Annotated in this window: 25 protein-coding genes; 10 read left to right on the forward strand and 15 right to left on the reverse strand. The window is 37.2% G+C overall.

The genetic code is table 11. The annotated features are described in order from the left end of the window. Nucleotides 1-29 precede the first annotated feature (29 nt). The 4 genes from QM481_RS04530 to QM481_RS04545 all read right to left on the reverse strand — a co-directional run bounded on the left by QM481_RS04530 (nucleotide 30) and on the right by QM481_RS04545 (nucleotide 2,939). On the reverse strand, nucleotides 30-950 hold the full coding sequence (locus QM481_RS04530) for an SPFH domain-containing protein (protein ID WP_166550214.1): 921 nt from the start codon (nucleotides 948-950) through the stop codon (nucleotides 30-32). A gap of 98 nt (nucleotides 951-1,048) precedes the next feature. Next, nucleotides 1,049-1,750 carry an SDR family NAD(P)-dependent oxidoreductase gene (locus QM481_RS04535; RefSeq protein ID WP_283380803.1) on the reverse strand — a complete coding sequence of 234 codons (702 nt, stop codon included), beginning with the start codon at nucleotides 1,748-1,750 and terminating at the stop codon, nucleotides 1,049-1,051. Between the two features lie 108 nt (nucleotides 1,751-1,858). Next, nucleotides 1,859-2,560, reverse strand: coding sequence for a GTP cyclohydrolase I FolE (gene folE, locus QM481_RS04540; RefSeq protein WP_166550216.1), 702 nt, complete (start codon nucleotides 2,558-2,560; stop codon nucleotides 1,859-1,861). Next, nucleotides 2,520-2,939, reverse strand: a complete 420-nt coding sequence (locus QM481_RS04545) for a 6-pyruvoyl trahydropterin synthase family protein (protein ID WP_283380804.1) — start codon at nucleotides 2,937-2,939, stop codon at nucleotides 2,520-2,522. Before QM481_RS04545 ends, folE begins: the two co-directional genes overlap by 41 nt. A gap of 689 nt (nucleotides 2,940-3,628) precedes the next feature. Here QM481_RS04545 and QM481_RS04550 point away from each other — a divergent pair. From QM481_RS04550 to QM481_RS04570, 5 genes are all read left to right on the forward strand, one after another. After that, the gene (locus tag QM481_RS04550; RefSeq protein WP_283343614.1) at nucleotides 3,629-4,489 is read left to right on the forward strand and encodes a sugar phosphate nucleotidyltransferase; all 861 of its coding nucleotides are present in this window, start codon (nucleotides 3,629-3,631) and stop codon (nucleotides 4,487-4,489) included. A gap of 145 nt (nucleotides 4,490-4,634) precedes the next feature. Continuing rightward, entirely contained in the window at nucleotides 4,635-6,683 is a 2,049-nt protein-coding gene (ispG, locus tag QM481_RS04555) for a (E)-4-hydroxy-3-methylbut-2-enyl-diphosphate synthase (RefSeq protein WP_374760873.1), read from the forward strand. A 79-nt stretch (nucleotides 6,684-6,762) separates the two neighbouring features. Then, nucleotides 6,763-6,951 carry a DUF6728 family protein gene (locus QM481_RS04560; protein ID WP_166550220.1) on the forward strand — a complete coding sequence of 63 codons (189 nt, stop codon included), beginning with the start codon at nucleotides 6,763-6,765 and terminating at the stop codon, nucleotides 6,949-6,951. 11 nt (nucleotides 6,952-6,962) lie between these two features. After that, nucleotides 6,963-7,316, forward strand: a complete 354-nt coding sequence (locus tag QM481_RS04565) for an MmcQ/YjbR family DNA-binding protein (RefSeq protein ID WP_283380806.1) — start codon at nucleotides 6,963-6,965, stop codon at nucleotides 7,314-7,316. 72 nt (nucleotides 7,317-7,388) lie between these two features. Beyond that, nucleotides 7,389-7,889, forward strand: a complete 501-nt coding sequence (locus tag QM481_RS04570; RefSeq protein ID WP_283381095.1) for a tetratricopeptide repeat protein — start codon at nucleotides 7,389-7,391, stop codon at nucleotides 7,887-7,889. A gap of 59 nt (nucleotides 7,890-7,948) precedes the next feature. Here the strand turns inward: QM481_RS04570 and QM481_RS04575 are convergent, their stop codons facing one another. From QM481_RS04575 to QM481_RS04585, 3 genes are all read right to left on the reverse strand, one after another. Continuing rightward, nucleotides 7,949-8,980, reverse strand: a complete 1,032-nt coding sequence (locus QM481_RS04575) for a thioredoxin domain-containing protein (RefSeq protein WP_283380807.1) — start codon at nucleotides 8,978-8,980, stop codon at nucleotides 7,949-7,951. 105 nt (nucleotides 8,981-9,085) lie between these two features. Next, entirely contained in the window at nucleotides 9,086-9,439 is a 354-nt protein-coding gene (gene gldC, locus QM481_RS04580) for a gliding motility protein GldC (protein ID WP_283380808.1), read from the reverse strand. Nucleotides 9,440-9,574: 135 nt separating this feature from the next. Further along, nucleotides 9,575-10,303 (reverse strand): DUF4197 domain-containing protein, encoded by a 729-nt coding sequence (locus QM481_RS04585; protein WP_166550225.1) that lies wholly within the window; start codon nucleotides 10,301-10,303, stop codon nucleotides 9,575-9,577. Between the two features lie 277 nt (nucleotides 10,304-10,580). On the opposite strand from QM481_RS04585, the gene QM481_RS04590 reads away from it, so the two are divergent. After that, nucleotides 10,581-11,819 (forward strand): competence/damage-inducible protein A, encoded by a 1,239-nt coding sequence (locus tag QM481_RS04590; RefSeq protein WP_283380809.1) that lies wholly within the window; start codon nucleotides 10,581-10,583, stop codon nucleotides 11,817-11,819. Between the two features lie 99 nt (nucleotides 11,820-11,918). Continuing rightward, the gene (locus tag QM481_RS04595; protein ID WP_283380810.1) at nucleotides 11,919-13,220 is read left to right on the forward strand and encodes a dihydrolipoamide acetyltransferase family protein; all 1,302 of its coding nucleotides are present in this window, start codon (nucleotides 11,919-11,921) and stop codon (nucleotides 13,218-13,220) included. A gap of 25 nt (nucleotides 13,221-13,245) precedes the next feature. Here the strand turns inward: QM481_RS04595 and QM481_RS04600 are convergent, their stop codons facing one another. From QM481_RS04600 to QM481_RS04630, 7 genes are all read right to left on the reverse strand, one after another. Then, on the reverse strand, nucleotides 13,246-13,926 hold the full coding sequence (locus QM481_RS04600; RefSeq protein ID WP_283380811.1) for an ABC transporter ATP-binding protein: 681 nt from the start codon (nucleotides 13,924-13,926) through the stop codon (nucleotides 13,246-13,248). Further along, nucleotides 13,919-14,860 carry a hypothetical protein gene (locus tag QM481_RS04605; protein WP_283380812.1) on the reverse strand — a complete coding sequence of 314 codons (942 nt, stop codon included), beginning with the start codon at nucleotides 14,858-14,860 and terminating at the stop codon, nucleotides 13,919-13,921. The genes QM481_RS04600 and QM481_RS04605 overlap by 8 nt, the downstream gene beginning before the upstream one ends. A 126-nt stretch (nucleotides 14,861-14,986) precedes the next feature. Continuing rightward, a complete protein-coding gene (locus tag QM481_RS04610) occupies nucleotides 14,987-15,748 on the reverse strand; it encodes an acyl-CoA desaturase (RefSeq protein WP_166550230.1) in 762 nt (253 codons plus the stop codon). 181 nt (nucleotides 15,749-15,929) lie between these two features. After that, nucleotides 15,930-16,604: a DUF4159 domain-containing protein gene (locus tag QM481_RS04615; RefSeq protein ID WP_370520397.1), complete on the reverse strand. Its 675-nt coding sequence runs from the start codon at nucleotides 16,602-16,604 to the stop codon at nucleotides 15,930-15,932. A gap of 40 nt (nucleotides 16,605-16,644) precedes the next feature. Continuing rightward, the gene (locus QM481_RS04620; protein ID WP_283380813.1) at nucleotides 16,645-17,346 is read right to left on the reverse strand and encodes a 16S rRNA (uracil(1498)-N(3))-methyltransferase; all 702 of its coding nucleotides are present in this window, start codon (nucleotides 17,344-17,346) and stop codon (nucleotides 16,645-16,647) included. Between the two features lie 117 nt (nucleotides 17,347-17,463). After that, on the reverse strand, nucleotides 17,464-18,027 hold the full coding sequence (locus tag QM481_RS04625; RefSeq protein WP_166550232.1) for a hypothetical protein: 564 nt from the start codon (nucleotides 18,025-18,027) through the stop codon (nucleotides 17,464-17,466). 82 nt (nucleotides 18,028-18,109) lie between these two features. Next, the gene (locus tag QM481_RS04630; RefSeq protein WP_166550233.1) at nucleotides 18,110-20,314 is read right to left on the reverse strand and encodes a glutamine synthetase III family protein; all 2,205 of its coding nucleotides are present in this window, start codon (nucleotides 20,312-20,314) and stop codon (nucleotides 18,110-18,112) included. Nucleotides 20,315-20,887: 573 nt separating this feature from the next. On the opposite strand from QM481_RS04630, the gene QM481_RS04635 reads away from it, so the two are divergent. The 3 genes from QM481_RS04635 to mtaB all read left to right on the forward strand — a co-directional run bounded on the left by QM481_RS04635 (nucleotide 20,888) and on the right by mtaB (nucleotide 25,238). Then, complete coding sequence (locus QM481_RS04635; protein ID WP_166552187.1) at nucleotides 20,888-21,901, forward strand: glutamine synthetase beta-grasp domain-containing protein; 1,014 nt, start codon at nucleotides 20,888-20,890, stop codon at nucleotides 21,899-21,901. A gap of 134 nt (nucleotides 21,902-22,035) precedes the next feature. Continuing rightward, nucleotides 22,036-23,847 (forward strand): LTA synthase family protein, encoded by a 1,812-nt coding sequence (locus QM481_RS04640; protein WP_283380814.1) that lies wholly within the window; start codon nucleotides 22,036-22,038, stop codon nucleotides 23,845-23,847. A 35-nt stretch (nucleotides 23,848-23,882) separates the two neighbouring features. Continuing rightward, entirely contained in the window at nucleotides 23,883-25,238 is a 1,356-nt protein-coding gene (mtaB, locus tag QM481_RS04645; RefSeq protein WP_283380815.1) for a tRNA (N(6)-L-threonylcarbamoyladenosine(37)-C(2))-methylthiotransferase MtaB, read from the forward strand. A gap of 174 nt (nucleotides 25,239-25,412) precedes the next feature. Here mtaB and QM481_RS04650 read toward each other — a convergent pair whose 3' ends face one another. Further along, nucleotides 25,413-26,003, reverse strand: coding sequence for a 3'-5' exonuclease (locus QM481_RS04650; protein WP_283380816.1), 591 nt, complete (start codon nucleotides 26,001-26,003; stop codon nucleotides 25,413-25,415). Nucleotides 26,004-26,033: the final 30 nt, after the last annotated feature.

The raw sequence follows: 26,033 nt of genomic DNA on the forward strand, positions 1-26,033 counted from the left end.
CTTAACCATTAAAGTCTACGGTTTTTGATTTATTTTACTTCTTTAAGCTGTTGCAAAGCCGTAAGTTGTTTCATATTTTTTTCCATTCCTTCGGTAGAACCGTCCAAGAAAATCACGTTTCCTTTTCCTTGTTCTGCAAAATGCTTAATGGCTTCAGTCCACATAGAGAACAAAATAAGCGACGCATCCAGTTGGTTATCTTTCATCACCTTAGCCGATTCTGCCATACCTTTAGCTACCTCCTCACGGAACAAAGCCACCCCTTGACCACGTAATTGTGCTGCCACTTTTTCGGCTTCAGCTGCGATACGAATGGCATTTCCTTCAGCTTCAGCTGCTTTTGTTTTGGTAATTAACAAAGCTTGACCTTCGTTTTCGGCAGCAGCTTTTAAGTTATTCGATGCCACAATTTGTGCCATCGAGCGCATAATCGCCTCATCAAAGGCAATATCATTCAGTTGCAAATCAATCAAATGATACCCCCATGTTTCGAGTGTATTATCGATATGCTCCTTTACCTGAATCACGATTTCGCTTCTCAGACCAAGTACCTCAGCTTGACGCTTAGTTGCTACCAAAGCACGAATAGTACCTTCAATGGTACGAATCAAGGCTTGCATAAACGAGCGCTCATCCATAAACTTAAACGCTACATTTTTAATCGTTTCCTCCTCTTGATTCATTACGGCATACACCAACATGGCTTTAAAATTCACATTGGCTTGATCGGCAGTAATAGCTTGAAATTCGAGTTCAATCGAACGACTTTGAATAGAGATTTTTTTAAAGATTGCTTCAACAAAAGGGATTTTGAAGTTTAGCCCTGGCGTCATAATTCGCTGATATTTCCCAAAAATAGTCACTACTGCGACAGTTCCTTGGTTTACAATAGCAAACGAAAGCGCCAACAGAGGGAAGGCAATAACTAATAAGACAAGTAAAAACGACATAGTTGTAATATTATAGGTTAAAAAAACAGCACACTCGGACGAATATGCTGTTTCAATTTTACAGAAAAAATACCAAAGTCGATAATAATATTTCAAATTTATGCACCTTTAATGCTTCCCATACCTCCATCCACGCCAATAATCTGTCCTGTAACCCATGAGGCTGAATCACTTAATAAAAAGGTAGAAATGCGAGCTATATCCTCTGCTGTACCAACTCTGCCAAGAGGATGGCGCTTGTTGGAGGCTTCTTTTTTCTCTTCTGTAGAAAGCAAATTTTTCGCTAGAGGTGTATCTGTCAAGGATGGAGCCACGCAGTTTACTCGAATTTTTACAGGCGATAACTCAGCGGCTAACGATTTTGTCAATCCTTCAACAGCTCCTTTTGAGGCTGCCACTGATGCATGAAACCCCATGCCTATTTTGGCAGCGACGGTACTAAATAACACAATTGATGCACCATCTGCTTTTTTAAGCTTAGGCAACACCGCCTGTATGACGGATACTGCTCCTACTAAGTTTATCTGAAAATCATTTTTAAAGTCATCCAAAGTCAATCGATTGATGGGTTTCAAATTGATTGTACCAGGACAATATACCAGTCCGTCCAGTGACTCAGGCAATTGGCTAAAAATTGAGACATCTGGAGAACTTGCATCCCAAGCCAAATGAGTAATTCCTTCTACCTTTGGTGTATTTCTAGAAGCAGAAAAAACTTGATGTCCTTCTCTCAGTAATTCCAAAGCGATTGCCTCACCTATACCTGAACTTGCACCAATAACTAAATAATTCTTCATCATATTTTGTGGAGTATTTTCAAAATTCTTTTAAACAAAAAAAAGACATTCAAAGTATAAACTTCAAATGCCTTCATTTGTTTGAGCTTTAAGAAACAATCAAATTATTTTCTAGATTCCTATATATTTTAAAAACTCCTGACGTACACTTTCTTCCTGAAATTTGCCTCCATAATAGCTTGTAACCGTCGATGAGGTATCATCCTTTACACCACGAGAGGCTACACAAAGGTGCTTTGCATCAATCATTACAGCTACATTCTCAGTACCCAAAATTTCTTGTAAATCCCTAGCAATCTGTACTGTCAAGCGCTCTTGTACCTGCGGGCGCTTTGCATAATGCTGAACAATTCTATTTAGCTTTGACAAACCAACTACCTTTCCTTCAGCGATATAAGCCACATGAGCCTTGCCAAAAATTGGTACAAAGTGGTGTTCGCAGTTTGAATAGAAAGAAATATTTTTTTCAACCAACATTTCATTGTATTGATATTTATTTTCAAACAATGCAATAGAAGGTTTATTTTTAGGGTCTAAACCACTAAAAATTTCTTTGACGTACATTTTTGCTACACGTTTTGGCGTACCTTTCAATGAATCATCAGTCAAATCCAGACCTAGGGTTTCCATAATTTGTCTGAAATGGTATTCAATTTGAGCTATTTTTTCTTCATCACTCAACTCGAAGGCATCAGCACGCATAGGTGTATCTACAGAAGTCGCAATGTGGTCATCGCCAATTTCTTCATCAGTTAGCAATAATTTTCCATTATTATCCAACAGGGTATTCAACAAAGTTTCGTTCTGTTTCATATAATCTGATTTTAATATCCAAGTTTGGGTTTAGTTTGTTTCTGAGAATGTCGTAAATAACAATAGCAATGTTCTCGGCAGAAGGATTAAGATCTTTAAACTCCTCTGTATCAAGATTTAAGTTTCTGTGATCAAATCTATCCAAGATTTCAGACTTTATAATATCGCTCAACACCTTCATATCAATCACATAGCCAGTTTCAGGATCTAGTTCGCCAATCACTTGTACAATTAATTCATAATTATGACCATGAAAGGTTGGATTGTTACATTTACCGTAAACTCGCTCGTTCTTCTCATCCGTCCAATTGGGATTATGAAGGCGATGTGCGGCATTGAAGTGTTCTTTGCGGAACACCGCCACTCGCTTTGCACTCATTGTAATTTTGCTAATTTAAAAGTGAATTTAGAGACAAATGGATATATCGGGCAGGACACATCCCGAGCTTTCGCTCCGATTGAAACAAACTATATTTTATCGGGGATTTAGTCATCAAGTTTAAAAGTCGTCTGAAAGGTTGTCAGCAACACTCTTAAACTAAATCGGCGAGTAGTTCTTTCATAGGGTCAAACTGCAAGTTCAAAGAAAAGGTTTCGATTTTGTTTAAAATTATTTCAAAAAGATTAAACAAAAATAGATATATCTTTGAACTGTCAATGGTTTTGTATGACCCTCTAAAATGATAAACACAGAATCGATTGAGATTGTTCAATGTAATGGTTAAAAGTGATTTTGCATTTAGTCATTCAAAGATACAAATGAATTAGATTATTTCACTAAGGGTTGGGCTGATAATGAATCTAGCATATTTTTTGATATTTTAATTCAGGTATCATCAAAGTATCGTATTTGAAATCTATTTTACAAACTCCTGTACCTGAACCACTTTACTTTTGGTGCAAAACTTACACAGAAACCGAAATTTGGGGATATTAGAGTTTTTTAATTAGTTTAGTTAAAAAATCAAAACTATTCCTAAATTTGCGGTAATATATTACCTCGCTTTTGAGGCGAAAGCAACACTATTTTCAAAAAATATATTGCTACTTTCATCGAGCATTTTTTATATGGCAAAACTATTGATTATGGCAGGCGGGATGTCTTCTCGCATGAAAAAAACAGACGGCAATTCAAATTTGGATGAAAAGCTAATCGAACAAGCAAATACGCTCCCAAAAGGGATGATTGGCGTGGGGAAAGATGGTCGTCCGTTTATGGATTATCTTTTATATAATGCGCATCGTGCTGGATATAATGAAGTTTTGATTCTCAAAAATCCGAAAGATACTGTTACGCAACCTTACTATGACCAATTGGTAGCGGATGGAAAAGCTTGGGGATTTACTTTTAAATTCGCAACGCAACAAATTGCTCCAGATCGTGAAAAGCCTGCTGGAACAGCTGACGCTATTCAACAAGCCTTGGAACAAACGCCTGAATGGAAAGGCGAACGTTTTACGGTTTGTAACTCTGATAATTTATATTCTGTTTCAGTGCTAACGCTTTTGAAGGATGCAGAAATTCCCAATGCGGTAGTTTCTTATAATGCTGATGCATTAGGTGTAGAGCCAGAACGTGTGAAGGCATTTGCTATTATCAAAACTAACGAAGATGGTAGTTTGGTAGAAATTTTAGAAAAACCTAACGACGAGCAAATTGCCGAGGCAAAACGTGTAGCTGGTCAAATTGGTGTTAATATGAACGTGTTTCACTTCAAATATGATGATATTTTGAAATATGTTCAGTCTGAACCATTCAATCCTATTCGTAACGAACGTGAATTGCCAAGTGCCGTTACTCGTATGGCAAAAGAGAATCCAGGTTTAGTAACCACCGTTCCTGTAGCTGAAAATGTACCTGATTTAACCTCAAAAGGTGATATTTCATTGGTACAAAAATATTTAGTTGATGAATTTGGCGATTTCTAAAATATTCAGCCTTAATTCATAACCTTCCTACCCCGCCTGTTGTTATAGAAACAGTCGGGGTATTTTATTGTCAATCTACCAATAAGCCCTAAATTTGTACAGTCAATAGTTTTGGCAAAAAATCAAATTTATATTTTAGCTCGTTATGTCGAATAACTCTCAAATAGTGAACCTTATCGAAAAAGGAACCAAGTATTGTACTTCTCTTACCGAATATAAACGTCGCGAAACAATCTCTGTGAACATTGGAGATTTGTGGATGGGCTCGCAATATCCAATTCGTATCCAATCTATGACTACCATCGATACTATGGATACCATTGGTTCGGTAGAGCAAACGCTTAGAATGGTGGAGTCGGGTTGTGAGTTGGTACGTATTACAGCACCTTCCGTAAAAGAAGCGCAAAATTTAGAGAATATTCGCAAAGAACTTCGTAATCGTGGTTGTAATGTTCCATTGGTCGCAGATATACATTTTACACCTAATGCAGCAGAATTAGCGGCAAGATTGGTAGAAAAAGTGCGTATCAATCCAGGAAACTATGCTGACAAAAAGCGTTTTGAAACTATTGATTATACCGAGTCTTCATATCAAGCAGAATTAGAACGTATTAGAGACAAGTTTGTTCCTCTAATTAAAATTTGTAAAGAATACGGTACTGCTATGCGTATTGGTACCAATCATGGTTCTTTGAGCGATAGAATTTTGAGTAGATATGGTGATACACCACTTGGAATGGTTGAGTCTGCCTTAGAATTTTTGAGAATTTGTGAAGACGAAAATTACTTCAATATCGTCTTATCAATGAAGGCATCGAATACACAAGTAATGGTTGAAGCTTATCGTTTGCTTTGTAAAAAATTGGACGAAGAAGGACTAAAACCTTATCCTTTACATCTTGGCGTAACAGAAGCTGGCGAAGGTGAGGATGGTCGTATCAAGTCGGCTGTCGGAATCGGAACTTTATTGGAAGATGGTCTTGGAGACACCGTTCGTGTATCGTTGACAGAAGACCCAGAATTTGAAGCGCCAGTTGCCAAAAGTCTTATCGATAGATACACGCATCGTGCCGAAAGCACTACCGTGATTCCTGCATGGAAACCTGCAAATACAGAACTTTCTGAAGCATTTGATTCGCCAATAAATCCTTTCCAACATTTCAGAAGAGCGACCAATGAGGTGGCAGTTTTTGGTGGACATAACGTCCCAAGAGTGATTGCAGACTACTCACAGGTGGGGATCAATGAACATGATGATTTAAAGCCAATTGGTCATTTTTACTTACCTGCTACTGACAAGTGGGCAATGAATGATTTAGGTGCAGATTTTGTTTACACAGGACAACGCCCATCGACCTTCATGCTGCCTATGGGATTAAAAGAGATTGTTGACTACAAAATTTGGTTAGAAAAAAATTGTCCAGAAAATTTATTCCCAATGATTTCATTTGAGGAAATTTCGGACAATGTGAAAACACATAACTCTTTGAATTTCATTGCAGTTAACATTGACAACCTAAAGCCAGAATTGATTTCGAGTTTGTCTTCTTTAAGAGATGCTGTTTTGATAATTTCTACGAATAATACGCACGGAATGCCAGCCTTAAGACGTTTCTTTTTTGAGCTGATAAGTCAAGAAATAAAGCTTCCTGTTGTTATTTGGCGCCAATATGATGCTATGTCAACTAGTGATTTCCAACTCTTTTCAGCAACGGATTTAGGTGGTTTGTTAGTGGATGGCTTAGGCGATGGAGCAATACTTTCTGTACCCCAAAATACTCCTGCATCAGAATTTCAAGGCTTGGCGAAAATCTACAATTCTACAGCATTTGGAATACTACAAGCTGCCAGAACTCGTATGAGTAAAACCGAGTATATCTCATGCCCATCGTGTGGTCGTACCTTATTCGACTTACAAGAAACTACAGCTATGATTCGCAAAAGAACGGATCATTTAAAAGGTGTAAAAATCGGAATTATGGGTTGTATTGTAAACGGTCCTGGCGAAATGGCTGATGCCGATTATGGTTATGTAGGAATAGGAAAAGATAAAATCGCCTTGTATCGTGGACAGCAAGTAGTTAAAAAATCTGTGCATGCCGACCGTGCGGTTGATGAACTTATTGAGCTAATTAAAGAAGATGGAGTATGGTTTGAGCCAGCTCAAAGTGCCGAATTAGCAGATATGCTTTAATTGTAAAATTAGATTCTTTGTTGTTCAAACAAAGAATTACACTCAAATAAATATTGTTTCACAATAGATTTTAAAAGCCATGAGTCGTATTAAAGATCAATTCAAATTAGGTGAAGCCTTCGGTTATTTTCTTAGAGTTTTCTCTAAACCAGACCCGTCAAAACCTACAAGCTTCAATTTGCGTACGATGCACTTCATCAACAAGATTTCGATTCTGATGTTTTTGGTTTGTTTGATTGTCATGATTTATCGCGCCTTTATTCGTTAATTCATTTGAGTATGGATATAGAGCAGTTTAGAGAATATTGCCTTTCAAAAAAAGGAGTTACAGAGGAACTCCCTTTTGGGCCTGAAACTTTGGTATATAAAGTTATGGGCAAAATATTTGCCTTAACAGGACTTGATAGCGAAATTTTTACGGTAAATCTCAAATGTGACCCCGAAAGAGCTGTCTCTCTCAGGGAGGAATTTTCTTTTATTATTCCTGGCTACCACATGAACAAAAAGCACTGGAATACCGTTAATTTTGAAAGAACTCCTTCGAAGATGGCATCCGAACTTGTAGATCACTCCTATGATATTGTGGTATCGGGCTTAACCAAAAAACTTCAAACGGAGTTAGCGCAATTATAAACCAATAGCAATCGTTCGTGTACTATGGAATGGCTGGTCCTCTTTTTCTTTTTACCTTTTGTTCTAACCTTGATGTTCTTCAATTGGTTAGAGGAAAAGTTTATTACCATCAAAAATAGAGAGAAACTAGAAGATGGTGAACACCTAATTCATCATAGAAAATATAAGGAAGCGCTTTCTTTTTTTACCGAAAAGCTAAAACGCTTTCCCAAATCAGCCAAAGCGCATTATTATCGCTCACTTTGTAATTTGCAATTGGGGAATTTGTACTCGGCATTGTATGACATCGAACAATCTTTGAGTTTTGATAATACAGTTGGAGAGTCTTATGTAACCAAAGGAAAGATTTTGTACAAATTAGAGGATTATGACGGTGCATTCTTAGAATTTGACAAAGCTGATTGGCATTTTAGAAGTGAAAACCCGACAGCACTACGATGGCGAGGAATGGCAAGGTACCAATTAGGTCAACGGAAAACCGCTATTGAAGATTTTCAACTAGCAGTTCAATTAGGAGATGAAGATTCAGACTATATTTTAAGAACAAGTTTTGAGTATATTCATAAAATTTAACAAAAAAGGTGAATGATTTAAGATCATTCACCTTTTTTGTTTTGCTATAATTCTTTCTTCTAGCGTCCTTTTGCAGCCCAAACTGATGCTTTTGCTAAGGCAGCTTTATCCGAAGTTCTCGATTTTACAAAATTACTTAGATATGCATAACTCGCCTTATCTGTTTTGGCATCTATGATTGATTCCAAAATTTTAATGGCTTCAGCAGATTTACCTTCTCTAAACAAAGCGGTTGCTTCCTCTCTAAACACACGAACACCAATCGCTTTTTGAGTTACACCAAGTTTAGCCAAATTGGCTTTTATTTGTGCAATTTTAGCTGATGAAAATTTACTTCCTCTACTCGAATACAGTGAATACATGATAATATTCTCAGCAGTTTGCTTAACTAAATTCCTGTCAAACTTGGCATTAAATTCAGCAAGGTGATTAATCATGTATACAAAAAGAGGGTTCTCATCATCCATAATAGCCTTTTGAAGCACTGCAAAATTTACGTTACTGGTGTACTGAGTGGTAGGAATCGACTTTGCATAGGTTTTCAAAACCGTGATATTCATCACGGTATCTTTCAAAATACGAGCCATATAGCCATAATCAATCAAGAAATTAGCCGTTCTGTTGCCACTTTGATAAATGGCCTTGTAGCCAGTTGCTCTTTTTTGTGGATTCAACGCAATCATCGCTGATGAAATAAGCGCTTCGGGCGAATTGGTATTTTCTCCCATAATGGCTATGTGCATCAATTTGACATCCTTGTCAAAAAACAGCAACGTTGGCGTTGATGGAATCCAGATATTTTGTTTTTGCAAAAAACCAGCCGCCTCTGGCGAGGTCATATCTAATTTATAGGAAATATAATTTTTATTATAAATATCACCTACTTGCTGATTTTCAAAAGTAGGTTTAAATGCTATACAAACGTGACAAGTTGGTGCATAAGCTTCCAAGAATACCGCTTTATTTTGAACTTTTGCCAAATCAAAAACGGTGCGTAAATTTCCTCCAGAAATAAAGTTAACTCCTCGTTGTGCAATCGTAGAAAGACTTAACAACAGCAAAATGGCAATACTTAGCAAAGTTATTTTCATAGTAAAAGTATTAGGGATATGGTTGGAAACAACAAATACATTTGCAATAAAAAAGCTGATTATGCTGAAAAACTCCAACATAATCAGCCTTCTGATTTTAGGAAATTAAGCTTGTTGCTGTTGAGCAGCTTTCATTTCCTCTTTCAAAGTTTGGCTCAAATCTTTACATAATGCATCGATTTTGATAGCCATGGCTTCATCGCCAGTAGCACGAATCGCAGATTCAGCGATACTTCCCATCATCTCGATATAGAAACGTTTCATTTCAAGTACATCCATATCTTTAGTCCATAAAGGTAATGCAAGTGTTCCTTTGTGGTAGTGATCCCAAACACCAATAAAGATAGATTTTGTTTCCTCAATTCCCTCGTTAGGGTTTTCGGTAGCAGTCCACTGAATTTGCTCTGGAATATTTTGGTCGTCTAATGTTACTTGAAAATTGATTTCTGATTTTTTCATGATAAATTCTTCACCTGCTTAAATATTGTGCAAGTATCTATATTGGAAAATTAAAGCTTTCAAATGAAACAGCGATTTCACCCGAAAAGTTTGCTTGGTTCAAACAAAAGCTTACCACGAATTTAGCACAAAAAACTAGTTCGAACCAAATACTTTTTTGAGAAGGTCTGTCACACGAGCGGCTGGATTCTCACGAATCTTTTGTTCTTCTTGTGCTACTAACACAAATAAACCATCGATTGCCTTTTGTGTAGCATATCCTTTCAAATCTGGATTTAACTTTTGAGCTGTAAATGGAATCTTGTTATAAGTAGTCGCAATATCGCCATACAATTTGGTCGCTCCTGTCGAATTGATAGATTCTTCCATGATAGGGGCAAATGCTTTAGCCAGTGCGTCCGACGATGTACGTTTTAGATATTGAGTCGCAGCGTCTTTGTCTCCTTTCAAAATACTCAACGCATCTTGGATTGTCATTTTGCTAATAGCATCCACAAAAATTGGGACTGCTTGTCCAGCGGCTTTCTCTGCCCCTCTGTTTAAAGTGGTAATAAATTTATCACACTCGCTTCCCAAGCCAATCTGACGAAGTTTTGCCTCTACTTTTTGTGCTTCTGGCGGAAACAATAATTTAATGGTTTGATTTCCCAAAAATCCATCTAGCGCCCCTGCTTGTGCCGAAGAGTTTTTGATACCAACTGTCAATGCTTCTTTTAAGCCTTTACCTATCTCATCTGAAGTAAGACCTCCCTTACTCGCATTTGCCAATACATCATTGGCTTGTTTTAAGATATTTCCTAGGTTTTGAGATTGACAACTAGTTACTGTACCCATTAGGCAGATGGCGATAAGAATTCTTTTCATAAATAAGATGTTGTTTAAATGGAGAGAACCTGTGGCTCTCGATTACTTTCATTTTCAGACTTTAAGAGTGAATAGAAGTAACAAAATCTAAGATTTTAACCCTGACTCTTTTAAAATCTTTTGTTTTGTACCCTTGAATTAAACGACAAAAGTGCCGAAAATGTGTAATTTTGAACAAAAATAATGAATTCTTAGCAGGGCTTATCCGAATCAGAGTGGTTTGTTCGGTACAAAATTGAATAAATCAGTTCCAAAAGCATCTTGAACCTTTTAAGCAATGATTAAAGCAGAGATTATTACAATTGGGGATGAAATCCTGTATGGTCAGATTACAGACACTAATACACAATGGATTAGTGCAGAATTGGATAAAATTGGTATCAAAACCGTCCGAAAGTCTTCGGTTGGTGACACAGAAGAGGCGATTCTAACTATTTTTTCAGAGGCAACGAGCCGTGCAGATGTAGTTTTGGTCACGGGAGGTTTGGGTCCAACAAAAGATGACATTACTAAAAAAACTTTTTGTAAGTATTTCGGTACGAAACTAGCTGTCCACGAACAAGCCCTTATCGACCTAAAAGCTTTTTTCCAAAAAAGAGGTCGAGAGGTTACAGGACTTAATTTAGGTCAAGCCGAACTCCCACTGAATGCTACTTATATTCAAAACAAACTAGGTACAGCGCCAGGTATGTGGTTTGAACAAAATGGAGTCATCTATATTTCAATGCCTGGGGTTCCTTACGAAATGAAAGGATTGATGTCTGATGCAATATTGCCTCGACTTCAGGGTCATTTTAAAACACCTACGATTTTCCATCAAATTATTAGAACTGTTGGTATTGGCGAATCTATTTTAGCAGAAAAAATTGCTGATTGGGAAGATGCTTTACCTGAAAACTTAAAGCTCGCCTATCTGCCATCGATGGGAAGTGTCAAACTGCGACTTACAGGTTTTGGCGAAAATGAGGAAGTAATAAAGGCTCAAGTTGCTTCTGAAGTTCAAAAACTTATTCCTATCATTGAGGAGTTTGTATATGCACTAGAAGATATTGAGCTAGAAGTTGCAATAGGACGACTTTTGAAAGAAAAAGGTCTTACAGTTTCAACAGCCGAAAGCTGCACAGGTGGATATTTAGCTCATCAATTTACCAAAGTAGCTGGCTCGTCAAGTTATTATTGGGGTAGTGTAATTTCGTATGACAATTCTGTCAAAATCAATCAACTTGGTGTAAGACCAGAAACTTTAGACCAATTTGGGGCTGTTTCTGAAGAAACCATTATTCAAATGTCTGAAAATGTACGTCAAAAACTGGGAACAGATTTCGGACTAGCCACTAGTGGTATTGCTGGCCCAGACGGAGGATTACCAGACAAACCCGTAGGTACTATTTGGATTGCGGTAGCAACAAAAGATAAGACATATACTCAAAAGCTTCAATTGGGAGGCTTTAGAGAGCAAAATATTCATTTAACTTCTATCAACATACTTAATTTATTGAGAAAAGTTTTGAAATAACTGAACAGTTTCGGATTTTCGGCCGAAAATGAGGCTTGAGCTTTCTTAGAACCGAAATTTAAACTTTACAGCCAAAAACAAAACAAAAAACTTACAATTATGGCTCAAATTGAAATTATTATGCCCAAAATGGGTGAGAGTATTATGGAGGCTACAGTGCTTTCGTGGCTAAAAAAAGTTGGCGAACGCATTGAGGCAGACGAATACTTATTGGAGGTAGCTACGGACAAAATTGACACCGAAGTACCTTCATCGCATGGTGGGATTGTAAAACAGTACTTGGTACAGGAAGGTGAAATTGCCGTAATCGGAAAGCCTATTTGTATTATTGAAACTGATGGCGAAGCCAGCTCTGAGCCAGTTTCAGAAACAATCGAAAAGGAAATTCAAGAAATTCAATCGCTTACGGGAATTAACTTAGACCCTACTAATCAAGCAATTGAAGAGAGTGTTGCCCTTGATACAGCAAACCGTTTTTATTCTCCTTTGGTGATGAGTATCGCTAACGAAGAAGGAATTTCAGCACAAGAATTATCTCAAATTGCAGGAACAGGGTCGGAAGGTCGTGTGACGAAACATGATATTTTGGCATACTTAAAAAATCGTCAAAATCCTACAAGTATTGCCCCTAAAGTAGCTCCAACTCCAGTTGCTGTGGCTACTAAATCTGCTCCTATCGCTTTCTCTGGACAAGACGAAATCGTGCAAATGGATCGTATGCGTAGAATGATTGCCGACCGTATGGTTGACTCAAAACGCATCGCGCCTCACGTAACCTCTTTTGTGGAAACAGATATGACAACTGTTTCGCTGTGGAGAGAAGGTATCAAAAATAGCTTTAAAAAGGAATATGGTGAAAATATTACCTATACCCCTCTTTTAATTGAAGCGGTGGTGAAAGCTATCAAAGATTTTCCAAAAATCAATGCTTCGGTGGATGGTGATAAAATTATTTATCGTAAAAATATCAATATTGGTATGGCTGTAGCCTTACCAAATGGCAATTTGATTGTACCAGTAATTCATAATGCTGATTCATACAATTTGATTGGTCTGACCAAGAAGGTTAATGATATAACCCAACGTGCTCGTGAAAATAAGTTGAGACCAGAAGATCTTGAAGGTGGAACTTACACTATCTCAAATATCGGTACTTTTGGCAATATCATGGGAACGCCGATCATTATGCAACCGCAAGTAGCGATTATTGCATTTGGTGCTATCCAGAAAAAACCAGCGGTTATCGAAACTCCTCAAGGTGATTTAATTGGTATTCGTCAAAAGATGTTTATCTCTCATTCATACGACCACCGCGTTGTGGACGGCTCACTTGGTGGACAGTTTGTCAAACGAGTGTCTGATTATTTAGAAGGATTCGATCCAAAACGAAATCTTATCTAGGATTCGTCTTAAGCATATCCAATCCTCAAAGAAGGTGATGCAAAGTATCTAACTTTGTCCAATCTTCTTTGAGGATTTTTTCTATATTTCCAAAAGAATCATGTTCAAAAATACGCTCTACATTTCCTCTTTTTAACCATAAAATCCTATCACATATTCCTGTAAGTGTTTCTAACACATGTGATGTCAAAAGGATAATCTTGCCTTTTGCCTTTAACTTCAAAATGATTTCTTTGAGCAGAAAACTAGATTCTAAATCAAGCCCATTAAAAGGTTCGTCAAAAATCATAACTGGTCTATCAAGTATCAAAATGCTTAGTAATGCCAGCTTTTTTTTCATACCTGTTGAAAAATTTTCAATTTCTTGGTTCAAGGGAATATCCAACATCGCAGCCCAAGCCTGAATATCAACCAGTTTTTCCTTTTTAATAAAAATGTGAAGGTACTCTTGTGCTGTTAGGTGCGGATAGAAATAATTATGCGTTTCGAGCATTGCAATTGATTGCTGACTTAATGGTGCATATTGAAACTGAATCGTTCCGTGTGCTAATGGTAAAAAGCCTGCAACCAAGTTCAACAATGTGGATTTCCCTGCTCCATTCAAGCCCAAAATGCCCAATATTTCTCCATTTTTGACCTCAAATGATACATTTTCTATAACAAGGTTTTCCTCATACGAAAAACTAAGATGATTGATATTAAGCATAAAAGTAGGTTTGAAGGTTTCTGATAGCTTTTGGATAGAATACGACAAAAAGTACGATAGAAATTGGGAAGAAATAAGGCAGTAACATTCCCAACAAAATCATTCCAACATAAACTTTCCCCGATGTAACCGATTCGTTGGGGATATATGATTTGTATTTATTCAAAATAAATATGGTAAAGTTGAGACAATAAAAGAGTAGTAAAATCAGATAAGCCAACCAATGTTCTGGAAATCGGAATAAATACCAAAGTACCAATGGTGCTATGAACTTCGTAAAAAGGAAAAACTGAGACAATATTTTTGCCTTTAAAAAGCTATATGCCATTTGATGCTCTAGCTTTAAAATAAATAGGCTTTCACAATAATTAAAACAACCTGCCAGACTAATTGTCACCAAGCCGATTCCTATAAAACCTGCCCAATGCCATATCCCAATTACGATTGTTAAAAGATAAAGTCCATAAATCCCCCATCCATTTTGTCGAAAGTGGGCTCGCCATTCAAACTGAGAGGGAGGAATCCATGCGTGTTTCAATCGAATAACACGCCAATTGAGTTCAACATTAGGTTGAAACCTTGCCAGCAGTGCCACAATTCCAACTGTTAAACTCCCCAATACCCAATTTTGGCTCCAAAGTACATTCCACACAACAAACGGAATTGTAAGTATTTCGTACTCGAAAAGATACACGAGCCATGTTTTTTCTAAGAAAATTTGCTGTAGTAGTCGCTTATCCTTTCGGTTTTGGTGAAAAGGGATAATTGAAAAAGGAAGAATGAGAATCCACAAAGGACTTGATTTCGAACTCCCAATCAGTTGCAGAAACAAACCTAGCAGCAAACACATAGCTAGAAAAGTATATACCCATCCAGTTTTTTGAAGAATCGAAAGTAATTGTCTATATCTGAGAAAGCATATCTTTTGTATCATAAAACACTCATTTTGTCATTGAATCAAAGAATCTAATATCCTATGAGTCGCAAACATCAACGGATAATTACAAAAAAAGGCTATCCATTTGATTGGATAGCCTCAAAAGTTTATTCTTTTTCTAAATTAGAATTGCGCATCTGCTGGTTTTACATTCGGACGAATGATTCTCAACCAAGTCAAAACTTTAATTACTGGATATGTAGGGTCTATTTCGTACCATTTTGCACCAAAGTTCATGCTGTTAGGCAATTTGTGGTGGTTATTTTGGAACAATTCACCCAACATCAAGAAATCAAAAATCAATGAGTTTCTTGATTTATCGTGGTTATCAAAATTTTGGTATCCATACTTATGACCAGACCAGTTAACGATAGCACCGTGGATTGGTCCCATCAAAAAGTGGATTGGCAATAAAAAGAAGAATGCCCAGTGCATATCGAAGTAAACAAATGCAACGATATAAAACACAGAATAAGCAACTCCCCAACCAACTCGCGACATCCAGCTATCCCCTAACTTCTCAATAAAATTTGAGTAAGGATAGTTGTGATCAAAACGTTCTTCAATTTTTGTTTTGCTATTCAAAAGTGCATTGTAAATGTCTTTCGTTTTCCACATCATTGTGAACACATTACTCGAAAAATGAGGTGAGTGAGGATCCTTCTCGGTATCGCTGAATGCGTGGTGCATTCGGTGCAAGATCGCATAAGCACGAGGGCTCAAATAAGAAGAACCTTGAGAAACGTAAGTCAAAAAATAGAAAAAGCGCTCCCAGAACTTGTTCATCAAAAACATTTTGTGCGCCGAGTAACGGTGCAAGAAAAATGTTTGGCTAAACAATGACAAATACCAGTGAATGATGAATGCGGGTAATACCAATTGCATGTGTAAAAGATGTTTAAATGTTACAACAAATATACTCTTTGTTGTTCTAAATTGTTTTAATCATTAATTATTCTGACAAATGTCATTTTTCTTTTAAATTTAGTCAGGTTTAATCGTATGGTTTTCAGGAAAAGTACAAATTTTATTCTATTAACCTCCCTTTTATACAGGGTATTTTTTACTAAAAAGAGGTCAAGGCAAACGACAAAAGATTAGCGCCCATCTGTAAGGCTCTTTGTCGAATTGGCTCTGGGTCGTTATACACAGATTGGTCTTCCCAACCATTACCTAAATCGCATTCGTAGCTATAAAAACAAATTAGTCTTCCTTCCCAAATCAGACCAAATCCTTGTGGTGCTTTTCCATCGTGTTCATGAACCTTAGGCAAACCATTGGTAAATTTGAACTTTTGAGAATAGATTGGATGGTTATAGGGCAATTCCACAAAATTTAGCTCAGGAAATACCTTTTTCATTTCTCTACGAACGAATTTGTCGAGCCCATAATTGTCATCTATGTGTAAAAAACCTCCGCTCAACAGATATTTTCTTAAGTTGCGCGCCTCTGATTCTGAGAATACCACGTTTCCATGCCCAGTCATGTGCACAAACGGATATGTAAACAATTCGGGACTACCAGGCTCTACAATATCTTCTTCAGGAAAGATGTTCATTCGCAAGTTGCTATTGCAGTACTTAATGAGGTTTCCGAGAGATGTCTTGTTACAGTACCAGTCGCCACCACCGCCATATTTCATTTTAGCAATCTTGAAAGATGCTTGAGAATAGGCAGGTTTAAATCCTAGGAAAAGTACAATTCCGAGTACAATGCAAGCAAGGTGTCTAAATCGCATCATATTGTCTAAATATCGTAGTTAAATGTACGGATTGTATATGTTATTGATTCAATAAATTCGCTGTATGACAAGCTACTAAACCCGCGGTTTCGGTTCTCAAACGACTTTCGCCAAGACTTACGGGTTTAAATCCTTTGCTTAAAGCTTGTTGGATTTCTTCTGGTGAAAAGTCACCTTCAGGACCAATTAGCACGCAAATGCTTTGTTTTTGCATTGGAATATCTTTCAACAAAGTCCTTTCGCCCTCCTCCAAATGCGCAATAACATGAAAATCAGCTTCTGGAAGTTTAGTCAGAAAGTTTTTCCACGTTTGAATCTCATTAATTTTGGGTAAATATGCTTTTAAGGATTGTTTCATGGCGCCAATGGCCACTTTTTCAATTCTCGGTATTTTAATTTCCTTTCTTTCAGAATAACGGGTTTGGATAAAAGATATTTCATCAATACCTATCTCGACACATTTCTCAACCATCCACTCTATCCTATCCAAATTTTTGGTTGGTGCTATCACCAAGTGAAAACGATAAGGTTGTTGTCCAAAACCCTGCTTTGTTTCTAAAATGCGAAACTCACATTTTTTATCATGTGCTTTACTTATTTCACATCGATATAATCCCCCTACTCCATCTATTACATGAATTTCGTCTCTTTCTTTCAAACGTAATACCTTAATGGCGTGACGAGACTCTTCTTCACTGAGTTGTTGTAATTTTTGAATTTCTGGTTGATAAAATAAATTCATTCCACTCTCTGTTAAACTTGATGCTTTAGTGTGTAATCTTCGGTTGATTCCAAACAAACAAGGTCGCAAAAACCTGTTCTTTAGCTTTGCGACCTTGCTTTTTGACCATGCTTTGTTTTATTCGTCGTGATCAGTTTTGAATGAATAAAGCGTTGGATCAAGTCTGATACTTCCAGTCAAGAAATCATCAACAAACTTAATTACAACTTCTTCCGTGATTTCATCTACATTCAAACATACGTCAATGCCGATACCATATTCAAATTCCTCATCGATTTCAATATGTTCAGATAACTTGATTTCCTCATTTTCCTCCATTTCATCGATTATCTCTGCGATGAAAATATCTACTTCCTCATCAAGTGCCTCATTAGGTTTGTATTTAGCCGAACGTTGATCCATTGGCACGTATTTAGGAAATGCCTTCACTGCTTTTTTCTCAGCAGCTTCAAATACAACGCTACTATAATGCAAGCGCAACGTGTAAAGCACAGCATCATAAATTACTTCTTGGCCTTTGTATTCACCTACAAATTGAACATGAACAAACTCTTCAACATTGTCTGGTTCATCATTTAGCTCGTCTTCGAAGTACACAAATTTTTGACCAGCTTCTTGGCATTCTTGCTTTAATTGAGCGATTTCGGCTGGGTCAAACCCTAAATTTTTTGGTTGTGCCATAATTTTAACTTTAATAGATTTTCTTAATGTTTTGTCAAATATAAGAAAAATGCCCTCTATTTGAGAATAGAGGGCATTAAAATTATCGAATTAACAATAACTCACGGTATTTTGGTAAAGGCCATTCATCGTCGTCAACAATTAATTCAAGCTTGTCAACGCAATAACGGATTTCTTCAAAATAATTTTTGATTTTGTCACTGTACATTTTAGCACGTTCGTAAGCATCTTCTAAGTTGTTTGCTTCTTTACGAGCTTCAGTCATTTCATCTACCAAAGTGGTGATTTTTGACGTGTACTGCGAAATTTTCTTAATCATCTCTACCGTAGGAGCATAATACTGCGGATCGATACCGATTTCTTTTTGTCCACGAACGTTATCTACCAATTGTGTTTGGTATTTCAATGAAGTAGAAACCACGTGATTGATTGCCAAATCGCCCATTACGCGAGACTCGATTTGTACTTTCTTCATGTAGTTCTCTAATTCGATTTCAAAACGCGCGTGCATTTCTGTCTCACTAAAGATGCTGTATTTGGTAAACAACTCGATAGCAGAAGGCTCAATATATTTAGCCAACGCCTCTGGAGTAGTTTTCAAATTAGACAAGCCACGACTTGCTGCTTCCTCTACCCACTCGTCAGAATAGCCATTTCCTTCAAACAAAATACGTTTAGTTTCCTTCACGTATTTCTTCAATACTTCAACAATAGCTAATTCCTTCTTAATTCCTTTTTCGAGGATAACATCTACTTCCTCTCTAAATTTGATTAATTGGTTTGCCATAATGGTATTCAAAATCGTCATTGGTGAAGCTGAGTTCGCTGATGAACCAACTGCACGGAATTCGAATTTGTTACCAGTAAAGGCAAATGGAGAAGTACGGTTACGGTCGGTATTGTCCAACAACAATGCAGGAATTTTGTTGATACCCAAACGCAAATACACATTATCTCCTTTTTCTAACTTAATATCGTTCAAGTCAGAAAGGTTTTCTAAATCATTTAATACACGACTCATTTCGGTACCAATGAAAATAGAGATAATCGCAGGAGGAGCTTCGTTTGCACCCAAACGGTGTTCGTTACCAGAAGTAGCGATAGAGGCTCTCAACAAATCAGCATGATCGTGTACTGCTTTGATGGTATTTACAAAGAACGTCAAGAAACGAAGGTTTTCTTTCGGTTTAGTTGAAGGACCTAACAAGTTAATACCTGTATCTGTACCCAAAGACCAGTTGTTGTGTTTACCTGAACCGTTGATACCCGCAAATGGTTTTTCGTGGAACAACACTCTCAATTTGTGTTTCGCAGCCACCTTGTTCATCAAGTCCATCAACAAAGCATTGTGATCACAAGCCAAGTTAACTTCTTCGAATGTCGGTGCTACCTCAAATTGAGCTGGTGCTACTTCATTGTGACGTGTACGTACTGGCATACCCAATTTCAAGGCTTCCAATTCAAAGTCAACCATAAAGGCATTGATTCTTGAAGGAATCGAACCAAAATAGTGATCTTCCAATTGCTGACCTTTTGCTGGAGAATGTCCGAAAACAGTACGACCTGCCATCATCAAGTCTGGACGAGCATTATATAATGCTTCATCCACCAAGAAATATTCTTGCTCAGCACCTAAGGTTACGGTTACCTTAGATACATCACGACTAAAGTATTCATTCATTACTTTAGTAGCCGCCTTGTCGATTAACTCAATTGATTTCAACAAAGGAGTTTTGTAGTCAAGTGCTTCACCTGTGTAAGAAACAAATACAGAAGGAATACAAAGCGTGGCAGTACCAGCAGTGTTTTCCATAATGAAAGCAGGAGAAGAAGGATCCCATGCAGTGTAGCCACGAGCTTCGAAAGTAGAACGGATACCTCCATTGGGGAATGAAGATGCATCTGGCTCTTGTTGAACCAAAGCACTACCTTTAAACTTCTCGATTGCTTTACCTGTATGAGTCACATCAAAAAACGCATCGTGTTTCTCCGCGGTAGTACCCGTCAATGGTTGAAACCAGTGAGTATAGTGTGTTGCACCTTTTGAAAGTGCCCAAGATTTCATCGCTGCTGCTACCTCATCGGCCGCCTCACGGTCTATCTTCTTCCCATCTTGGATAGCGTTGGTAATTTTGAGATATGCTTCTGGACTAAGGAGCGAGCGCATCACTTCGTCATTAAAAGTATTACTGCCATAAAAGTCAGTTACTTTTTCAGTAGGCACTTTAACAGGGACAGTCTGGCGTGACTGAGCCAATTCAAGAGCTTTAAATCTTGCTATTGCCATAATTTGAAAATATGAATTTTGGTTGACAAAATTGTTTGCAATCCAAAAATAGACAATAGATTCATAAAAACAATCAGGATTTTTTCAGAAACCCGTATAAATACCCTAATATGGTTTTAACTTTTCTGTAAAATCTAGTCTATTATACATATACTATATCTATAATAATTGCATTATTACTTTAAAAGTAGTTTAAAAAACATCTAGTATTCTGAAAAAAAATGAAAAAATCATCAATTCAGGCTTAAGTACAAACCATCAAATGAATTCAAAATAAAATCTTTTAAGAAAAAATTGTATTATTTCAATAAATATCGAAATTATTTTGCATTTTTCTTTTATGGCAAAATTATATCTTGTACTTTTGAATATCACAAAATATAATTCGCAATAAGAAGAATTTAGGCATTTATGCAGATAGTGTTTTTTACTTAAAACTGACGAATGCAATCAAACAGGTTAAATTTTAAATCTTTTTTGAAATTTTTTTTGTATTTTTCTTATAAACTAGTTTATATTTGTACCAAGAATTACGAAATAATTAACCAATCAATAAAAATCAGTTAAATTATCATGGCAAAATCAAAACTTGAGTATATCTGGTTAGATGGATACAAACCAACTCAGAGTCTACGTAGCAAAACTAAAATTGAAAACAATTTTAGTGGAAAATTAGAAGACTGCGATATGTGGTCATTCGACGGTTCATCAACTGAGCAAGCCCCTGGTGGTTCATCTGACTGTTTATTGAAACCTGTATATATTTGTGCTGACCCTGCTCGTAGAGATGCGTACTTGGTTATGTGCGAAGTTTTGAACGCTGACGGTACTCCACACGAATCTAACGGTCGTGCAACTATCGAAGACGATGACAACGATTTCTGGTTCGGTTTTGAACAAGAATATTTCTTGTGGAACTTAGAAACTGATAAACCTCTTGGCTTCCCAGCTAACGGTTACCCAGCTCCACAAGGTCCATACTACTGTTCAGTAGGTGCTAAAAATGCTTACGGTCGTGATATCGTTGAAGAGCACTTAGACATCTGTTTGGACGCTGGTTTGAACGTTGAAGGTATCAACGCTGAAGTTGCTGCTGGTCAATGGGAATTCCAAATTTTTGCTAAAGGTGCAAAAGAAGCTGGTGACCAAATTTGGGTTGCTCGTTATTTGTTGGAAAGACTAGGTGAAAAATATAACGTAGCTATCAACTGGCACTGTAAGCCTCTAGGCGCAACAGACTGGAACGGTTCAGGTATGCACGCTAACTTCTCTAACACTGTATTGCGTACATGCGGTAGCAAAGAAACTTACGAAGTTATTTGCGAATCATTCCGTCCTTACGTTGCAGAACACATCGCTGTATATGGCGCTGACAACCACTTGCGTTTGACAGGTAAGCACGAAACTCAGTCAATTGACCAATTCTCATTTGGTGTATCTGACCGTGGTGCTTCTATCCGTATCCCAATCGCTGCAGTTGAAAAAGGTTGGAAAGGCTGGTTGGAAGACCGTCGTCCAAACTCTGCTGCTGATCCATACAAAGTGGCAGCTCGTATCATCAAAACTGTTAAAACTGCTAATGTTTAATCAGCATTATGATATATCTAAAGCCCACCCAAAAGGTGGGCTTTTTTATTTGCTCACACTTCCAAAATATTTATAAAATGGACGTACCTTTGCGGAAAAATTTATAGGCCGTGTTAGATAGATTGTACTTTTTAATGAGATATTACCTTTATTGGATTATCTACTTTATCATCAGCAAAGAAGTTTTCGTTCTTTATCATTTCAATAAATTCCACGCACTCGATAGCTGGACCCAACTAAAAATCTTTGTAGTTGGTCTTCGCTTAGATGCCTCATTTGCTGCTTACCTCAGTATTTTACCCTTTACCTTATTAGCATTTTCGATCAATCCCAAAATTCAAAAACCTGTTTTGAGTTTTGTCAAATACTTTACCTATTTATGTGTCATCATTTGTACCTTGATTGTTACCATAGATTTGGAACTTTATCGTGCATGGGGATTCAGGATAGATGCAACTCCTTTGATGTATTTGAGCAATCCTGATGAGATGATGGCTTCGGCTGGGGCTTCGCCGATTGGATTGTTAATTTTTATTTGGGTAGTGATTAGTATCATTTCCATTTTTGCCTTTCATTTTCTTTTTCAAAAACTACGATTTGAAAAACTTCCATGGCTCAACTTCCCAATTGTGCTTTTTTTTGCGGCGGCTTTAATCATTCCAATTCGAGGAGGACTTCAATTAGCACCTATCAATCAAAGTGCAGTATATTTCTCTAATAAGCTATTTGCGAATCATGCAGCCATTAATCCCCTTTGGAATTTTGCAGATTCTTGGTTTAATAAAACAGCCGACAAAGGAAACCCTTATCAATATTTACCGATAAAGGAGGCAGAAAAAGAGGTATCAATTACCCTTCAAAATAGTTCGAAAACGACTGAATATGTCATAGATACTACGATTACAAAACCCAATATTTTAATCATTACATGGGAAAGTCTTACGGCAAAAGTATTTGATAAAACTGGCGGGTTGAAAGGTGTTTTGCCAGAATTAGGTAAAATTGCTGATGAAGGTATCCTTTTCAGGAACTGTTTTGCTAGTGGTGACCGTTCAGATAAAGGACTAATTGCCATTTTAAGCGCATTTCCAGCACAACCAACGGCAAGTGTCATGACTATGCCAAAGAAAACGGCTCATTTGCCGATTTTAAGTCAGGATTTCAAAAAACAGGGATATCGTACAGCATGGTATTATGGTGGCGAGCCAGAATTTGCCAATATTAAATCTTATATGTTGGCGGGCGAATTTGACCAATTGATTACCAAAGAAAACTTTGATCCAAAGGATATGAACTCCAAATGGGGCGCACACGACCATGTAGTCTTTAATCGTCTATTACATGATTTGAATGGTCAAAAAGAACCATTTTTTGTCAATTATTTTACCTTAAGTAGCCACGAACCCTTTGAAGTACCTATGGAAACGGTTTTTAAAGGCGATGATATGAAGGATAAGTTTATCAATGCACATCATTATACCGATAAAAGCCTAGGTAAATTTATTGCAGAAGCAAAAAAACAAGACTGGTGGAAAAATACCATCGTCATTATTGTGGCAGATCATGGACATCCATTACCTAATGACGATAAAAAAATAGACAATTTTCATATTCCAATGGTTTGGACTGGTGGAGCATTGAAGGTAAAAGGAAAAGTAATCGATGTCATTTGTTCTCAAAATGATTTGGTGGCTACTCTATTAGCTCAACTTCGTAAGAGTAATCCAGCGTATCAATGGTCTAAAAATATATTTCAACAAAATTATCAACCATCGGCATATTATGTTTTCAATGATGGTTTCGGGTGGGTAGCTCCAAGTGGAAATTTTGCTTTTGACAATCAAGGAAAAAACCTTATCGAAACCTCAGGAAAAGTCGATTCAAACCTTGTAAAACAAGGAAAAGCATATCTTCAGCTATCATTTCAAGCATTTTTGAATTTATAGCTGTAACTTTGCCAAATAGATTTCTAAAAAGATTTATGCAAAACACTGAGAATCATACGGATAAAAAGAAAGTAGCCTTTTATACCTTAGGCTGTAAATTGAACTATTCGGAGACGTCAACGATTTCCCGAATGTTTGAATCAAAAGGGTATGAAAAAGTAGAGTTCAATCAAAAACCCGATATATTTATCATCAATACTTGTTCGGTTACTGAAAATGCCGACAAGAAATGTAAGAAAATTGTCAAGGAAGCCAACAAAATCAACCCTGATGGCTACGTGACTATTATTGGTTGTTACGCGCAATTGAAGCCTCAAGAAATCGCTGATATTGAAGGAGTTGATGCTGTTTTGGGTGCCGCTGAAAAGTTTCAATTGATTGATTTATTGGATGGTTTTGTAAAAGAACCAAACGGACAAAAGGCCAAGGTTTATAATCAAAATATCGAAGAGGCAATTGATTATCATACCTCCTATTCTTTGAATGACCGTACTCGTACCTTCTTGAAAGTACAAGATGGTTGTGATTACCCGTGTGCTTATTGTACCATTCCCTTGGCACGTGGAGCCAGTCGTTCAGACAGTATTGCCAATGTGGTAAAGGCAGCGCAAGAAATTGCAGCAAGCGGTGTGAAAGAAATTGTATTGACAGGTGTAAACATCGGAGATTTTGGTTTGCGCAATGGTAATAGAGAAGAAACCTTCTTCGATTTGGTCAAAGCACTCGACGAAGTAGAGGGAATCAACCGCTTTAGAATCTCGTCTATCGAACCCAACTTGTTGACGGATGAAATTATCGCATTCGTAGCGCAGTCAAAACGCTTTGTTCCGCACTTTCATATACCATTACAATCGGGATCCAACAAAGTATTGGGCTTGATGCGTCGTCGATACAAAAGAGAACTGTACGTTGATAGAGTTCAAAAAATCAAAGAACTCATGCCAGACTGTTGTATTGGTGTCGATGTCATTGTAGGTCACCCAGGCGAAACAGAGGAAGAGTTTTTGGAAACCTATAACTTCTTGAACGAACTTCCGATTAGTTATTTGCATGTATTTACCTATTCTGAGCGTGAAAACACTACCGCTTTGACCATAAAACCTGTAGTTCCACAAAGCAAACGTGCTGAACGTTCGAAAATGTTACATATATTATCAGACAAAAAACGTCGATATTTCTATGAGCAACAATTAGGAAAAAGCTTTGAAGTACTATTTGAAGAAGATGTAGAAGATGGACAAATGCAAGGCTTTACCGAGAATTATGTTCGAGTGACAGCCAAGTATGACCCACTCTTAATCAATGAAACTAAGCAAGTTGCCTTGGTAAGCATTAATGAAAAAATGCTAGTAGAGGTTCAAGAAGCGGAAGTATTATTCGAAAGTCATTAAAACAAAAAAGGCTGTTCAGAGTTGAGCAGCCTTTTCTTATAACAAAACAAAACCACAAGAAACCAAACTTGTGGTCTGCAAAGATAATTAATATTCTTAGAATAATACTAACAATAAGCGAATTTTCTCCAAATTGTTCAATTACCCATTCTATCCTTTATATTCAGTAGATTATCAAGGGTTTCCACTTTTAGGAAATTTTCTTTTCTTGTAAAACCTTGGGCGCGAAGGCGTATAGGAAGCCATAATCTCATATACATCATTCGTTCCAATTTCTTCAGCCATTCTTAATAACAATAATGCGCTTACCTCTGCATCTTCCATCGCATTATGGTGGTTAAAACGGTGGTTGAGTTTGTTTGTAGCGAGTGTATTCAAGCCATAGCCCGGTTCTTCTTTCCAAATCTTTTTTGACAACTCCAGCGAACACAAAGAAGCATATCTAATTGGCGGAATACCATATAATTCTAGAACAGTACTTAAAACTCCAAAATCAAATTTCCCATTATGAGCCACTAAAGTAGTATTTTCGAGATAGGGCTTAATTTCTGGCCATACTTGATCGAAGGTTGGTTGCTCTTCCAACAATTCTGCCGACAAACCATGCACACGGAATTGATAGTACCCCACCTCAAACGGTTCGGGACGAATCAACCATTCTTTTCTCTCAGTAATCACGCCATTTTCGACTTTGACTGCACCCAAAGCACACGCACTACTTTTACTATTATTGGCAGTTTCAAAATCTATTGCTGTAAAATTCATACTAATAACATCTTCATCACATCGGCTCAA

Source organism: Flectobacillus rivi (genome assembly GCF_030056655.1).
Lineage (GTDB): Bacteria > Bacteroidota > Bacteroidia > Cytophagales > Spirosomataceae > Flectobacillus > Flectobacillus rivi.